This is a genomic window from Sphingomonas sp. CROZ-RG-20F-R02-07 (genome assembly GCF_022662335.1).
GTDB lineage: Bacteria > Pseudomonadota > Alphaproteobacteria > Sphingomonadales > Sphingomonadaceae > Sphingomonas.
Genome location: NZ_JAKNQJ010000011.1, coordinates 44,458 through 57,448 on the forward strand (window position 1 = coordinate 44,458; position 12,991 = coordinate 57,448).

The 12,991-nt window shown below is 68.0% G+C and carries 14 protein-coding genes; 9 read left to right on the top strand and 5 right to left on the bottom strand.

The features are described 5' to 3' along the window. Positions 1–56: 56 nt before the first annotated feature. Positions 57–1,058, bottom strand: coding sequence for an NAD(P)H-quinone oxidoreductase (locus L8H00_RS14660; protein WP_242098048.1), 1,002 nt, complete (start codon positions 1,056–1,058; stop codon positions 57–59). A gap of 73 nt (positions 1,059–1,131) precedes the next feature. Here L8H00_RS14660 and L8H00_RS14665 point away from each other — a divergent pair, with 73 nt between their 5' ends. From L8H00_RS14665 to queA, 9 genes are all read left to right on the top strand, one after another. Next, positions 1,132–1,323 (top strand): DUF1192 domain-containing protein, encoded by a 192-nt coding sequence (locus tag L8H00_RS14665; protein ID WP_242098049.1) that lies wholly within the window; start codon positions 1,132–1,134, stop codon positions 1,321–1,323. Positions 1,324–1,468: 145 nt separating this feature from the next. Beyond that, positions 1,469–3,787: an ATP-dependent Clp protease ATP-binding subunit ClpA gene (clpA, locus tag L8H00_RS14670; protein WP_242098050.1), complete on the top strand. Its 2,319-nt coding sequence runs from the start codon at positions 1,469–1,471 to the stop codon at positions 3,785–3,787. Between the two features lie 121 nt (positions 3,788–3,908). Next, positions 3,909–5,603, top strand: coding sequence for a diguanylate cyclase (locus L8H00_RS14675; protein WP_242098051.1), 1,695 nt, complete (start codon positions 3,909–3,911; stop codon positions 5,601–5,603). Between the two features lie 51 nt (positions 5,604–5,654). Next, entirely contained in the window at positions 5,655–6,335 is a 681-nt protein-coding gene (locus L8H00_RS14680; RefSeq protein ID WP_242098052.1) for a PAS domain-containing protein, read from the top strand. Between the two features lie 91 nt (positions 6,336–6,426). Beyond that, entirely contained in the window at positions 6,427–6,666 is a 240-nt protein-coding gene (locus tag L8H00_RS14685) for an exodeoxyribonuclease VII small subunit (protein WP_242098103.1), read from the top strand. A 9-nt stretch (positions 6,667–6,675) separates the two neighbouring features. Next, complete coding sequence (locus L8H00_RS14690) at positions 6,676–7,569, top strand: polyprenyl synthetase family protein (protein WP_242098053.1); 894 nt, start codon at positions 6,676–6,678, stop codon at positions 7,567–7,569. A gap of 2 nt (positions 7,570–7,571) precedes the next feature. Continuing rightward, entirely contained in the window at positions 7,572–8,087 is a 516-nt protein-coding gene (coaD, locus tag L8H00_RS14695; RefSeq protein ID WP_242098054.1) for a pantetheine-phosphate adenylyltransferase, read from the top strand. A gap of 68 nt (positions 8,088–8,155) precedes the next feature. Further along, entirely contained in the window at positions 8,156–8,848 is a 693-nt protein-coding gene (locus L8H00_RS14700; protein WP_242098055.1) for a peptidylprolyl isomerase, read from the top strand. Between the two features lie 8 nt (positions 8,849–8,856). Beyond that, entirely contained in the window at positions 8,857–9,882 is a 1,026-nt protein-coding gene (gene queA, locus L8H00_RS14705) for a tRNA preQ1(34) S-adenosylmethionine ribosyltransferase-isomerase QueA (protein ID WP_242098056.1), read from the top strand. Positions 9,883–9,934: 52 nt separating this feature from the next. On the opposite strand, the gene L8H00_RS14710 is transcribed toward queA, so the two are convergent. From L8H00_RS14710 to L8H00_RS14725, 4 genes are all read right to left on the bottom strand, one after another. Continuing rightward, complete coding sequence (locus L8H00_RS14710) at positions 9,935–10,216, bottom strand: CsbD family protein (protein WP_242098057.1); 282 nt, start codon at positions 10,214–10,216, stop codon at positions 9,935–9,937. A gap of 83 nt (positions 10,217–10,299) precedes the next feature. Beyond that, positions 10,300–10,614 (bottom strand): hypothetical protein, encoded by a 315-nt coding sequence (locus tag L8H00_RS14715; protein ID WP_242098058.1) that lies wholly within the window; start codon positions 10,612–10,614, stop codon positions 10,300–10,302. A gap of 72 nt (positions 10,615–10,686) precedes the next feature. Further along, on the bottom strand, positions 10,687–12,300 hold the full coding sequence (locus L8H00_RS14720) for an FAD-dependent protein (RefSeq protein ID WP_242098059.1): 1,614 nt from the start codon (positions 12,298–12,300) through the stop codon (positions 10,687–10,689). 71 nt (positions 12,301–12,371) lie between these two features. Next, entirely contained in the window at positions 12,372–12,896 is a 525-nt protein-coding gene (locus L8H00_RS14725) for a J domain-containing protein (protein ID WP_242098104.1), read from the bottom strand. Positions 12,897–12,991 lie beyond the last annotated feature (95 nt).

The following is a 12,991-nucleotide window of genomic DNA, read 5'->3' on the forward strand; positions in this document are numbered from 1 at the left end:
CCGATCTCCAAGGGGCAGCGTCATCCCCGCCTTCGCGGGAATGACGCACGAAGGGCTTACTCCATCGTCAGCACGATCTTGCCGACATGATCGCCCGCCTCCATCCGGCGGTGCGCGTCGGCCGCATCGGCCATCGCGAAGGTGCGATCGATCGCGGGCCTGATCCGCCCCGCCTCGACATGCGGCCAGACGGTGCGCGCCAGTTCGTCCGCCACCAACGCCTTGAACCCGGCGTCGCGCGCGCGGAGCGTCGAGCCGGTGAGGGTGAGGCGCCGGCGCATGATCTCGAACAGCGGCACGGTGGCGCTCGCGCCGGCCTGCACCGCGATCGAGACGTGGCGGCCATCGTCCGCCAGGCATTCGAGATTGCGCGGCACGTAATCGCCGCCGACCATGTCGAGGACCGCCGCCACGCCCTTGCCTTCGGTGATCGCCTTGACCCGCGCGACGAAATCCTCCGCCTTGTAATCGATCGCGTGGGTGGCGCCGAGCGCGAGGACGGCAGCGCATTTGTCGGACGATCCGCACGTCACGACGATGGCGATACCGAAGGCGTTGCACAGCGCGATCGCCATCGTCCCGATCCCGCTGGTACCGCCATGCACCAGCACCGTGTCGCCCTCGGTCGCATAGGCGCGCTCGAACAAATTGGTCCACACCGTGAACAGCGTCTCCGGCATGGCGGCAGCCTCCACCATCGACAGCGCCTCGGGCACCGGCAGGCACTGGCCCCAGGGCGCCACCGCATATTCGGCATAGGCGCCGCCGCCGACCAGCGCGCAGACCGGCTGGCCGAGCGCCACCGCGTCGACGCCCTCGCCCACCGCGACGACGGTGCCGGAGAGTTCGAGGCCGAGGATCGTCGGCGCACCCGGCGGCGGCGGATACAGGCCGCGGCGCTGCAACACCTCGGGCCGGTTGATCCCCGCCGCCGCCACGCGGACGAGCACCTCGCCCGCGCCTGGCCGCGGCACCGGGCGCGTGGCGGGCACCAGCACTTCGGCGCCGCCCGGTGCCTCCGGATCGATCGCCAGCATCGTTTCGGGAATAACGTCCATCGGCCTGGCCCCATTCGCCTCGGAAGATGCGCGTTATTGACAGGGGCTGCGCCGGGGTCAACGTATGGCGGTCATGGAATCGGACGACGCCCCTACCCGGTCGAACGACGCGCTGGCCGCGCTGGTGCGGCAGGATCTGGATCCGCTGTCCCTCGCCGAGCTGGAGGCGCGGATCGCCGCGCTGGAGGGCGAGATCGCGCGGGTTCGGCGAAAGATCGAACACGCCGTTAACCATCGTGCAAGCGCCGACGCGCTATTCCGGTGAGGAACAGCACGGCCCCGCCCCGGTACCACGCCCACGGCGGCGCCAGGGACGATGGTCGCGCGGTTCAAGTGCTTGATGAGGCCGCGCGCAATCCCGACATGGTTGCAAAGGGCCGGCGTCTTCGCGGCCCGATCGGAGTAGACTGATGCCATCCTTTGCCCCCGCGCTGGAAACCACCCTCCACAATGCGCTGAAGGCCGCGTCCTCGCGACGCCACGAATATGCCACGCTGGAGCATCTGCTGCTCGCGCTGATCGACGACGAACACGCCTCCAAGGTGATGCTCGCCTGCAAGGCCGATCTCGGCGAGCTCAAGACCACCGTCGCCCATTATCTCGATACCGAGCTCGACGCGCTGAAGGTCGATGCCGCGACCGACCCGGCGCCCACATCGGGCTTCCAGCGGGTGGTGCAGCGCGCGATCCTGCACGTCCAGTCGTCGGGCCGCGACGAGGTGACGGGCGCCAACGTGCTGGTCGCGCTGTTCAGCGAGCGCGAATCCTATGCCGTCTATTTCCTGCAGCAGCAGGACATGAGCCGCCTCGATGCCGTCAGCTTCATCAGCCACGGCGTCGGCAAGGGCGGTGCCGCGACCGAAGCCTCCAGCCCCAAGGGTGCCGAGGAGGAGAAACCCGCCAAGGGACAGGAGAAGGGCAAGACGGAAAGCGCGCTGAAGCAATTCACCGTCGATCTCAACGAGAAGGCGAAGATCGGCAAGGTGGATCCGCTGATCGGCCGCGGGCCCGAGGTGGATCGCACCATCCAGATCCTGTGCCGCCGCTCGAAGAACAACCCGCTCTATGTGGGCGATCCGGGCGTGGGCAAGACCGCGATCGCGGAAGGGCTCGCGCGCAAGATCGTCGAGGGCGAGGTGCCCGACGTGTTGTTGGAAGCGGTGATCTATTCGCTCGACATGGGCGCGCTGCTCGCCGGTACGCGCTATCGCGGCGATTTCGAGGAGCGGCTGAAGGCGGTCGTCAACGAACTCGAGAAGCTGCCGCATGCAGTGCTGTTCATCGACGAGATCCACACGGTGATCGGCGCGGGCGCGACGTCGGGCGGGGCGATGGACGCCTCCAACCTGCTGAAGCCCGCACTCTCGGGCGGAACGATCCGCTGCATCGGCTCGACCACCTACAAGGAATTCCGGAACCATTTCGAAAAGGACCGCGCCCTGCTGCGCCGGTTCCAGAAGATCGACGTGAACGAGCCGACGATCGAGGATACGATCAAGATCCTGGCCGGATTGCGCAGCGCGTTCGAGGCGCATCATTCGGTCAAATACACGCCCGATGCGATCAAGTCCGCGGTCGAGCTGTCGGCGCGCTACATCAACGACCGTAAGCTGCCCGACAAGGCGATCGACGTGATCGACGAGGTGGGCGCGATGCAGATGCTGGTTCCGCTCGCCAAGCGCAAGAAGACGATCACCACCAAGGAGATCGAACAGGTGATCGCCACGATGGCGCGCATTCCACCGAAATCGGTTTCGTCGGACGACAAGGTGGCGCTCGCCAGCCTGGAGACCGATCTGAAGCGCGTGGTGTTCGGGCAGAATTCGGCGATCGAGAAGCTGTCGTCGGCGATCAAGCTGGCGCGGGCGGGTCTGCGCGAGCCGGAAAAGCCGATCGGCAACTATCTGTTCACCGGCCCGACCGGCGTCGGCAAGACCGAAGTCGCCAAGCAGCTCGCCTCGATCCTGGGGATCCCGCTCCAGCGCTTCGACATGAGTGAATATATGGAGCGGCATTCGGTCAGCCGGCTGATCGGTGCGCCCCCGGGCTATGTCGGCTTCGATCAGGGCGGCTTGCTGACCGATGCGGTCGACCAGAACCCGCACTGCGTCCTCCTGCTCGACGAGATCGAGAAGGCGCATCCGGACCTGTTCAACATCCTGCTCCAGGTGATGGATAACGGCCGCCTGACCGACCAGCACGGCAAGACGGTCGATTTCCGTAACGTCATCCTCATCATGACGACCAACGCGGGCGCATCCGACATGGCCCGCGAGACGGTGGGCTTCGGCCAGTTGACCCGCGAGGGCGAGGACGAGCAGGCGGTGCAGAAGATGTTCACGCCCGAATTCCGCAACCGTCTCGATGCGGTGGTGCCGTTCGGCTATCTTCCGCCCGAAGTGGTGGCGCGGGTGGTCGACAAGTTCATCCTCCAGCTCGAGCTCCAGCTGGCGGATCGTGCCGTCCACATCCAGCTCGACGACGCGTCCAAGGCCTGGCTGACCGAAAAGGGCTATGACAAACTCTACGGCGCCCGCCCGATGGGCCGCTTGATCCAGGAGAAGATCAAGCAGCCGCTCGCCGAGGAGCTGCTGTTCGGCAAGCTCGTCCATGGCGGCGAGGTGACGGTGAGGATGAAGGACGGCGCACTGTCGTTCGCGATCGAGCCGGCGGCACCGAAAAAGCCCAAGAAGAAGGGTGGCAAGGCCGTCACCGTCGAGGCGGAATAACCACCGGCCGCCTCGAAGGCCCTGCAAATCCATCGACCCGGCTGCGCCACCGCCGCAGCCGGGTTTTTCCATGCCGCCGCTATTTACCGAATGTTCGGGGCGTTCGGTATAAGGGCGACCGATGACCTTCGGGCGATGCATCAGGACGGCGGTCGCTGCGGCCATGCTGCTATGCGCGCTGCTCGCCGCGACCGCCGTATCGGCTGCGGTCCGTCGGCCGATTGCGACCTGCGTCCTGCGCGATGCGCCGGGGCTGAACGCCGTCGACCTGCTGCGCACGCCCGGCCGTTTCGACTGCCGCACGCCGCAAAGCCGCTTCGGTGCCGGCGATTTCTGGGTCGTTTCGGAACGGCTGCCGGCGATCGCGTCGTCCGGACTTGGGCTGGACGTCGAGTCGGGCAGCGTGTGGCAGAACCGCACGACGCTATACGTCCTCTATGCCGATGGCGCGCTGCGCCGCACGGGCTTCTCGAGCGCGAGGATCGGCGACCATCTGCTGGTCGGTGCGCTATTCACCACGCCTCTCACGCTGCCGGGCGCCGCGGTGCCGCCGGTGCCGCCGGTGCGCCTGCTGTGGCACATCGAGGGCGCGGCCAATACGCGGGGCATCGTCATCGGCCCCGAACTCTACGATCATCGTTCGCAGGAGAAGCAGCAGGTCTTTCTGGCGGGATTTTACGGCAGCTTCATCGGGCTGGCCATCGCACTGATCGTCTACAATCTCGCCTTGTGGCGCGCACTGCGTCAGCGGTTCCAGCCGGTCTATTGCGCGCTTGTGCTGTGCCTGCTGGGCTATGCGCTCAGTTCCTCGGCGATCCTCGGGCTGCTGTTCCCGGGGCTCGCCAATAATGACCGGATGCGGCTGAACATCGTGCTGCTCGGCGCGTCGGCGGTCTGGATGCTGCTGTTCGCGCGCACCTTCTTCGAGCGTCGGGTGTTCGAAGGACCGATCCGCACGGCCAGCACTGCGGTGATGGTCGCGATCGGGTTCACCTCGGTGTTGATGGCCGCCACCCTACCTTGGCACGCCACCATGGTGGATCGGCTGAACACGCTCGGCTTCTGCGGCTTGATCGCGCTTGTGCCCGCGATCCTCTGGCGCGCCTGGCGGATGCGGAGCCGCTATCTCGTGATGTTCGCGCTCGCCTGGGGGGTGCCGGTCGCCTTCACCGTCCTGCGGATCGCCGAAGCACTGAAGCTCCTCCCCTGGAGTTTCTGGATCGACAATTCGACGGTCGTTGCCATGATGCTGGAAGCGCTGCTCTCCAGCATGGCGATCGCCTATCGGATCAAGCTGCTCAGCCTCGAGCGCGACGAGGCCCGCGAACAGGAAAGTGCTGCCCGGATACTGGCGGACATCGATCCGCTGACCGGCCTGCTCAACCGCCGCGCCTTCTTGGCCCGCGCGATCGAGCGCAAAGGCGAGCAGATGCTGCTGATCGCCGATCTCGATCACTTCAAGGCCGTGAACGAGACGATCGGCCATGACGGCGGCGACGAGGTGTTGCGGATCGTGGCACGCGCGCTGCGCACCGCGGTTCCGGCCGACGCACTGGTGGCGCGGATTGGCGGCGAGGAATTCGCGATCATCGTCGATGCCACAGCGGGGATCGCGGCGTCCGACATATTGGCGGCGCTGCGAACCGAACGCATGCCGTTCGATCTGCGCGTGACCGCGAGCATCGGCACGTGCAACGGCCCGATCACGCGGGAAGCCGATTGGAACACGCTCTACCGCGAGGCCGATCGTGCGCTGTTCGAGGCCAAGTCCGCCGGCCGCGACCGCGCCCGTCGTGCCCGGCGGGCGGCTGCCTGATCCAGGAATCGCCCATGTTGCACAAACTACCAAATGTCCTAGTATAACAGCATGGTATCTCAAGATGTGGTGCGGTCCGGCCATTCGGTCGGGGACGGAAACGGCGTCATCCTGGCCGCGGATGCGAATGTTTGCGATCTGCTCCAGCGTACCGAGATCGAGCTCATCGGAATGAGCTATCTGCAGATCACCCATCCCGACGATCTTCCGGCCAATATCCGCCAGATCGACGCGCTTCCCAGCGGCGCTGCACCGATCACGATCCGCAAACGCTATCTGCGCCGCGACGGCAGCGCCGTGCCGGCCGAGATTTCGGTGTCCCGCCTGGGCAATGGTCCGGGGGTCGACCGGCTGGTCGCGACCGTGAAGTGGCGTGCCGTCGCCGCCGCGACGCCGAGGCCGGATCAGCTGTGGCGAACGGCACGCAAGATCGAGGCGCTCAGCAAGCTGCGCAAGGAGGTCCTCGGGGCCGAGCTGTTCGCCGATCATCCGATGGGCGTTCTGCTGCGCACCTATGTCGCGGAAATGGAGGGCCGCTCGACCACGCCGGAGCAACTCGCGATCGATCTGGGAGCGTCACCGATTCTGGTCGCCCGCTGGGTGACCGCGTTGACCACGCATGGTCTGCTCGATCGTGCCGCCGGCCCCGCTGAGCCGTTCCAGCTCAGCGATTCGGGAATCGCCCGGATCGAACATCTGCTCGCCGTCGCCCGCAGCGCCCCGGTCGATTGAGTTTGGCGCACGTTCGGGCGTGCGCCCGCGTTCGCTTATGATGCCGCTGGCCGCCTTGACCCCCGCCGAGCGCCTGCGCCATAGCGCGGGCATGGAAACGCCGATCGAAGACCTCTCGTTCGAGGATGCGCTGAAGGAACTCGAGCGGATCGTATCGCGGCTGGAAAGCGGCGACGCGACGCTCGACGAGTCGATCCGGCTCTATGAGCGCGGCGATCGGCTCCGCGTCCGCTGCGCCGAGCGGCTCGATGCCGCGCAGGCGCGGATCGAGGCGATCCGCGTCGATGCCGAGGGCAAGGCGGCCGGCACCCGCGCGTTCGCGGCCGGCTGACGCGACCAGATGCCCACCCCCGCCCTTGCCGCGGCGCTTGCCGATGTGTCCACCGAGATCGACCGCCAGTTCGATCTGTTCCTGGCGCTTCCCGACGATCCGCGCCGCGAGCTGTACCGCGCGATGCGCCACGCCGCGATCGGCGGCGGCAAGCGGCTGCGGCCGCTGCTCGTGTTCGCGACCGCCGCGCTGTTCGACGTGGACCGGGCGCATGCCTCGCGGGCCGCAACCGCGATCGAATCGGTCCATGTCTATTCGCTGATCCATGACGATCTGCCCGCGATGGACGATGACGACATGCGCCGCGGCAAGCCCACGGTGCACAAGGCCTTCACCGAGGCGACCGCGATCCTGGCGGGCGACTGCCTCCATGCGCTGGCGTTCGAGATCCTGGCGCATCCCGCGACGCACCCCGATGCGATCGTGCGCGCCGAACTGGTGTTCGACCTCGCGCGCGCGGCGGGCCCCTCGGGCATGGCGGGCGGCCAGATGATGGACATCGAGGCGGAAAAGGCGCGGTTCGACCTGCCGACCGTCACCCGGCTCCAGCAGATGAAGACCGGCGCGCTCATCACCGCCTCGGTCGAGGCGGGTGCGATCCTCGGCCGTGTGCCGGCCGACGCACGCACCGGGCTTCGCGGCTATGCGCATGATCTGGGCCTCGCCTTCCAGATCGCCGACGATCTGCTCGATGCCGAAGGCGACGAGGCCGCGGTCGGCAAGAAGCTGCGCAAGGACGGCGGCGCGGGGAAGGAGACGTTCCTGACGCTGATGGGCGCCGAACGCGCGCGCGCGCAGGCGGCCATGCTGGTCGAACAGGCGGTCGAGCATCTTCACGGCTATGGCGCGGATGCCGATCTGTTGCGCGACATCGCGCATTTCGTCTTCGAGCGCGATCGGTGAACATGCGGGCGGCCAGCGTGCGGGTCGGCGTCTATCCGGGGACGTTCGATCCCGTGACGCTGGGCCATATGGACATCATCCGGCGCGGCGCGAAGCTGGTCGACCGGCTGGTGATCGGGGTGACGACCAATCCGTCCAAATCGCCGATGTTCTCGGTCGAGGAACGGCTGGCCGCGGTCCGGCGCGAAGTCGCCGGGGTCGACGGCGAGATCGCGGTGGTCGCGTTCGATTCGCTGCTGATGGATTTCGCCGAGGCGCAGGGTGCGAAGATCATCGTGCGCGGGCTGCGCGCGGTCGCCGATTTCGAATATGAATATCAGATGGCGGGGATGAATCAGCAGATCAATCCGCGCGTCGAGACGGTGTTCCTGATGGCCGACGTGGCGCTCCAGCCGATCGCCAGCCGGCTGGTGAAGGAAATCGCGATCTATGGCGGCGACATCCGGCGGTTCGTCCCACCGGCGGTCTGCGACGAGGTGGTCGCGCGCGTCGCGGTGATCGGGCGGCGGGGTACGTGACGTTCAGTTTGGCGCAATGCCCGATCTGGTCTAGGTCGCGCGCTTTCCCTCGTTCGAGTATGCTGCCCATGCGTCTCCTCGCCCTGTTCGCGTTCGCCGTCGGCGCGCTTGCCGCCCCCGCCGTCGCGCAGACCACGCCAGCCCCCGCCGCGGCACCCGCGATCGACCCGCAGAACGAGTGGATCCTGGATCTTTCGACCGGCGGCCGCGTCGCCATCCGGCTACGGCCGGACATGGCGCCCAAGATGGTCGAGCGGATCAAGGTGCTCACCCGCCAGCATTTCTACGACGGCCTGACGTTCCACCGCGTGATCGACGGCTTCATGGCGCAGGGCGGCGATCCCAAGGGCGACGGCACCGGCGGCTCGACGCTGCCGAACGTGGCCGCGGAATTCAACACGCTGCCCCATGTCCGCGGCGCGGTGTCGGCCGCGCGCGCCGACGATCCCAACAGCGCGAACAGCCAGTTCTTCATCGTGCTGCTGCCGAAGCTCAACCTCGACAAGAAATACACCGTCTTCGGCCGCGTGACGTCGGGGATGAACTATGTCGACGCGATCGAAAAGGGCGAGCCGCCCGCGAGCCCCAGCCGGATCGTCCACGCCTATATCGCCGCCGACAATCCGCCGGCCTATTCGCCCGCGCCGCCGGCCGCCGCACCGACGCTCGGCTCGCCGGTGACGCTGCCGGGCACGGGGGCCAGCGCCGGGGTGGCCGCGCCGAAGCTCGCGCCCAAAAAGATGGCGCCGGCGAAGAAGTAACCGTCCGGATGGACGTCGGCCTTTTCGATTTCGCCCTGCCGCCCGAATCGATCGCGCTGCGCCCGGCATCGCCGCGCGATTCTGCGCGGATGCTGGTACTGGACGGCACGGCGACGCGCGATGCGCGGGTGACCGATCTGCCCGGCGCGCTGCGCGCGGGCGACCTGCTCGTGTTCAACGACACCCGCGTGATCCCGGCGCAACTCGAAGGGCGCCGCGGCGACGCGCGGGTCGGTGCAACGCTCCACAAGCGCGAAGGGCCACGCCGCTGGCGCGCCTTCGTCCGCAACGCGCGCCGCCTGCGCGACGGCGACACGATCGATTTCGGCGAAGGCGTGACGGCGATCGCCTCGGACCGCGACGACGACGGCAGCCTTGCGCTGGACTTCGCCGGCGAAGAGCCGGTCGAGACGCTCCTGGAGCGCGCCGGCCGCATGCCGCTGCCGCCCTATATCGCCGGCAAGCGCCCGACCGACGCACGCGATCTGGACGATTACCAGACGATGTTCGCCGCCGAGCCTGGCGCGGTCGCGGCACCTACGGCGGCGCTCCATTTCACGCCGGCGCTGATGGCCTCGCTGGAGGCGGCCGGGATCGGTCATGCGACGCTGACGCTGCACGTCGGCGCGGGCACCTTTCTCCCGGTAAAGGGGGAGGATACCGATCAGCATCGCATGCATGCCGAATGGGGCCGGATCGATGCGGCCACCGCCGAACGCCTGAACGCCGTGCGCGCGGCAGGCGGGCGGGTGATCGCGGTCGGCACCACCTCGCTCCGGTTGATCGAGAGTGCATCGGACGCGGCGGGGATTGTCCACCCGTTCGAAGGCGACACCGCGATCTTCATCACGCCCGGCTATCGCTTTCGCGGGATCGACGGGCTGGTGACCAATTTCCACCTGCCGCGCTCGACGCTGTTCATGCTGGTGTCGGCGTTGATGGGGCGGGAGCGGATGCAGGCGGCCTATGCGCATGCGATCCAGACGGGCTACCGCTTCTATTCCTATGGGGATGCATCGCTTCTTCTGCCCTGAGAAGAGCGACGCACCCCGGGAGACAAGGGGAGCCTGACGCTCCCCTGCCCGCTTATTTGCCGCGCAGCGTGTTGAACACCGCGACGCCCAGCGTCCCGACCAGCGCGGCGGTCGTCCACGGCCGATCCTTCGCGAACGCGCGCGCCTTGTCGAGCAGCGGGCCGGGATCGCCGATCGCATCGCGCGCCGCACCCGCCATCTGCTTGGCATCGCCGATCACCTGATCCGCCGTGCCCTTGGCCTGCAGGCTGTCGTCGCCCGTCACCTTGCCGACGGCTTCCTTGACGTTGCCGGTGAGGTTCTGGCCCTGGCCTTCGAGCGTGGTGCTGTTCATCATTCGTCTCCATCGATGGTCACCGGGCTGGTGACGTCCGGGGGCGTAACGATCGGAAACCGATAAGGGTGCGAAGAACCGGGTCAGCCCGGCTCGATATCCTGCCGGGGGACGTGACGCACGATCCACTTCGGATAGCCCTCGGGCGCCAGGACGATGTCCGGAAACGCGATCGGATCGTCGCCGGTCTCGATCCAGCCCGCCCCCAGGCAATGCCCGCACGCCTCGCGGCGGCAGCGAAAGCTCACCAGATCGATCTCGACATTCCACTGCCCATGGCCGCGGCAGATCGGGCAGCGCGCATCGAGCGTGCCGTTGCGCGGCTGGAGCGGCACGATGTCGAACGCATGCGGGCTGTCGGGCCCGGCGCAATAGATCGGTTCGCTGACGTGCGGCACGGGCGCCTCCTTGTGTTGCCGCCCGAACGCACCGCGCGGCGGACGACTCCGTAACGAACCGCGCGGCGCGAGTCAGCCCGCCATGCTCAGCGCGACCGCCTCCGCGGCCTTGATCCCGTCCACCGCGGCGGACAGGATGCCGCCGGCGTAGCCGGCACCTTCGCCAGCGGTGAAGAGCCCGGCGGTGTTGAGGCTCTGCATGTCGTCGCCGCGGGTGAAGCGGATCGGCGACGAGGTGCGCGTCTCCACCCCGGTCATCACCACGTCGGGATGATCGTAGCCCGCGATCTGCCGGCCGAAGACGGGCAGCGCCTCGCGCATGGCGTGGACGGCGAAATCGGGCAGGCACAAGGCGAGATCGGTCGGCTGGACGCCGGGCTTGTACGAGGGCACCACCGTGCCGAGCGTCGTCGAGGCGCGCCCTTCGAGAAAATCGCCCAGCCGCTGCGCCGGTGCCTTGTAGCTCGAGCCGCCCGCGACATAGGCGCGCTCCTCCCAATGGCGCTGCAGGGCGATGCCGGCCAGCGGATCGCCGGGAAAATCACGCGCGGGATCGATCGCGACGACCAGCCCCGAATTGGCGTTGCGCTCGTTGCGCGAATATTGGCTCATGCCGTTGGTCGCGACGCGCCCGGCCTCCGATGTGGCGGCGACGACGGTGCCGCCGGGGCACATGCAGAAGCTGTAGACCGTCCGCCCGTTCGAACAATGGTGCGAGATATGATATTCGGCCGCGCCCAGGATCGGGTTGCCGGCATCCGCGCCGAAGCGGGAGCGATCGATCCAGGATTGCGGATGCTCGATCCGCACGCCGATCGAAAAGGGCTTGGCCTCGACATGGACGCCCGCCGCATGCAGCATCGCGAAGGTATCGCGGGCGCTGTGCCCGACGGCCAGCACGACGCGGTCCGCCGCCAGATAGTCGCCGGTGTGCAGATGCAGGCCGCGCACGCGCCGCGCGCCCGTGCCGTCGGTGACGATATCCAGCCCGTCGACCCGCGTGGAGAACCGGTATTCGCCGCCCAGCGCCTCGATCGTCTCGCGCATGCTTTCGACCATCGTCACCAGCCGGAACGTGCCGATATGCGGATGCGCCTCGGTCAGGATATCGGCCGGCGCCCCCGCCTTCACGAATTCGGTCAGCACCTTGCGGTTGAGGTGCCGCGGATCCTTGATGCGGCTGTAGAGCTTGCCGTCGGAAAAGGTGCCCGCGCCGCCCTCGCCGAACTGCACGTTGGATTCCGGATCGAGCACGCCGCGGCGCCACAGGCCCCAGGTATCCTTGGTCCGCTCGCGCACCGCCTTGCCGCGGTCGAGGATGATCGGCCGGTGCCCCATCTGCGCCAGGACGAGCGCGGCGAAGAGACCGCATGGCCCCGCCCCAACCACGACCGGCCGGGTTTCGCCCGCAGGGGGCCCGGCCGGCGGGCGATAGCGCGTGTCGGGGGTGAGCTGGACGTCGCGGTCCTTGCGGAACCGCGCGAGCACCGCCGCTTCGTTCTTCACCGCCACGTCGACCGAATACACCAGGGTGATGGCGCTCCGATCGCGCGCATCATGGCCGCGCCGCGCCACCGTGAAACGGATCATCTCGCGCGGGGTGATGCGCAGCCGCTTGTGGATCGCCGCCGGCAGCGCCTCGTCGGCATGATGGAGCGGCAGTTTCAGCTCGGTGACGCGGATCATCGCGACGCCTTACCGCGCCACGATCGGTTGCGCCAACCTTGCGGTCGCGAGAGGATGGCGAGCGGCGCGGGTCATGCGAAGGCCTTCGCGCCCTTCAACTGCTGATAGGCGGCGATCACCTTTTGCAGATCGGCCTCGTGACCGCGGTCGCCGCCGTTGCGATCGGGATGATAGCGGCGCACCAGCTCGCTATAGCGTTTGCGCAGCGCCGTGCGGTCGATATCGGCATCGAGCCCCAGCACGCGAAGCGCGCGGCGCTCGCCGTCCGACAGCGTGCGGCCATCGGTACGCGCCTTGGCACGCGTGCCGAACCGTCCGCCGATCGCGTCCAGCGGATCGGCGAACTCGGCCCAGCGGGGCGGTGCATCGCCGACACCGCCATGCGCGAAGGCCCGGGTCTCGCGTTCCCAGCCGGCAAGCGGCCGCTGGGCGCGGTGGATCTCGTCCGCGGTCATGCCGTCGAAGAAATTATATCCGGCGTTGAAGGCGCGGACATGATCGAGGCAGAACCAGCGGAACCGGGGCGGCCCGCCATCGCTCGCGCCTTCGAGCGGCGGTGCCCGAAACTCGCCGGCCTCGTCGCATTCGGGGTGCATGCACGCCTGCCCGGTGCCTTCCACCCGACCATGGAAGCGCGGGGCCGGCCGTTCGTTCTTGCTGTGCGCCACTGGCTCCCCAAACCCCGAAAAGC

Bases quoted from the DNA above. Each gene is read 5' to 3' on its own strand.
- L8H00_RS14660 (WP_242098048.1), bottom strand. From the start codon at position 1,058: ATGGACGTTATTCCCGAAACGATGCTGGCGATCGATCCGGAGGCACCG.
- L8H00_RS14665 (WP_242098049.1), top strand. From the start codon at position 1,132: ATGGAATCGGACGACGCCCCTACCCGGTCGAACGACGCGCTGGCCGCG.
- clpA (WP_242098050.1), top strand. From the start codon at position 1,469: ATGCCATCCTTTGCCCCCGCGCTGGAAACCACCCTCCACAATGCGCTG.
- L8H00_RS14675 (WP_242098051.1), top strand. From the start codon at position 3,909: ATGACCTTCGGGCGATGCATCAGGACGGCGGTCGCTGCGGCCATGCTG.
- L8H00_RS14680 (WP_242098052.1), top strand. From the start codon at position 5,655: ATGGTATCTCAAGATGTGGTGCGGTCCGGCCATTCGGTCGGGGACGGA.
- L8H00_RS14685 (WP_242098103.1), top strand. From the start codon at position 6,427: ATGGAAACGCCGATCGAAGACCTCTCGTTCGAGGATGCGCTGAAGGAA.
- L8H00_RS14690 (WP_242098053.1), top strand. From the start codon at position 6,676: ATGCCCACCCCCGCCCTTGCCGCGGCGCTTGCCGATGTGTCCACCGAG.
- coaD (WP_242098054.1), top strand. From the start codon at position 7,572: ATGCGGGCGGCCAGCGTGCGGGTCGGCGTCTATCCGGGGACGTTCGAT.
- L8H00_RS14700 (WP_242098055.1), top strand. From the start codon at position 8,156: ATGCGTCTCCTCGCCCTGTTCGCGTTCGCCGTCGGCGCGCTTGCCGCC.
- queA (WP_242098056.1), top strand. From the start codon at position 8,857: ATGGACGTCGGCCTTTTCGATTTCGCCCTGCCGCCCGAATCGATCGCG.
- L8H00_RS14710 (WP_242098057.1), bottom strand. From the start codon at position 10,216: ATGAACAGCACCACGCTCGAAGGCCAGGGCCAGAACCTCACCGGCAAC.
- L8H00_RS14720 (WP_242098059.1), bottom strand. From the start codon at position 12,300: ATGATCCGCGTCACCGAGCTGAAACTGCCGCTCCATCATGCCGACGAG.
- L8H00_RS14725 (WP_242098104.1), bottom strand. From the start codon at position 12,896: ATGCACCCCGAATGCGACGAGGCCGGCGAGTTTCGGGCACCGCCGCTC.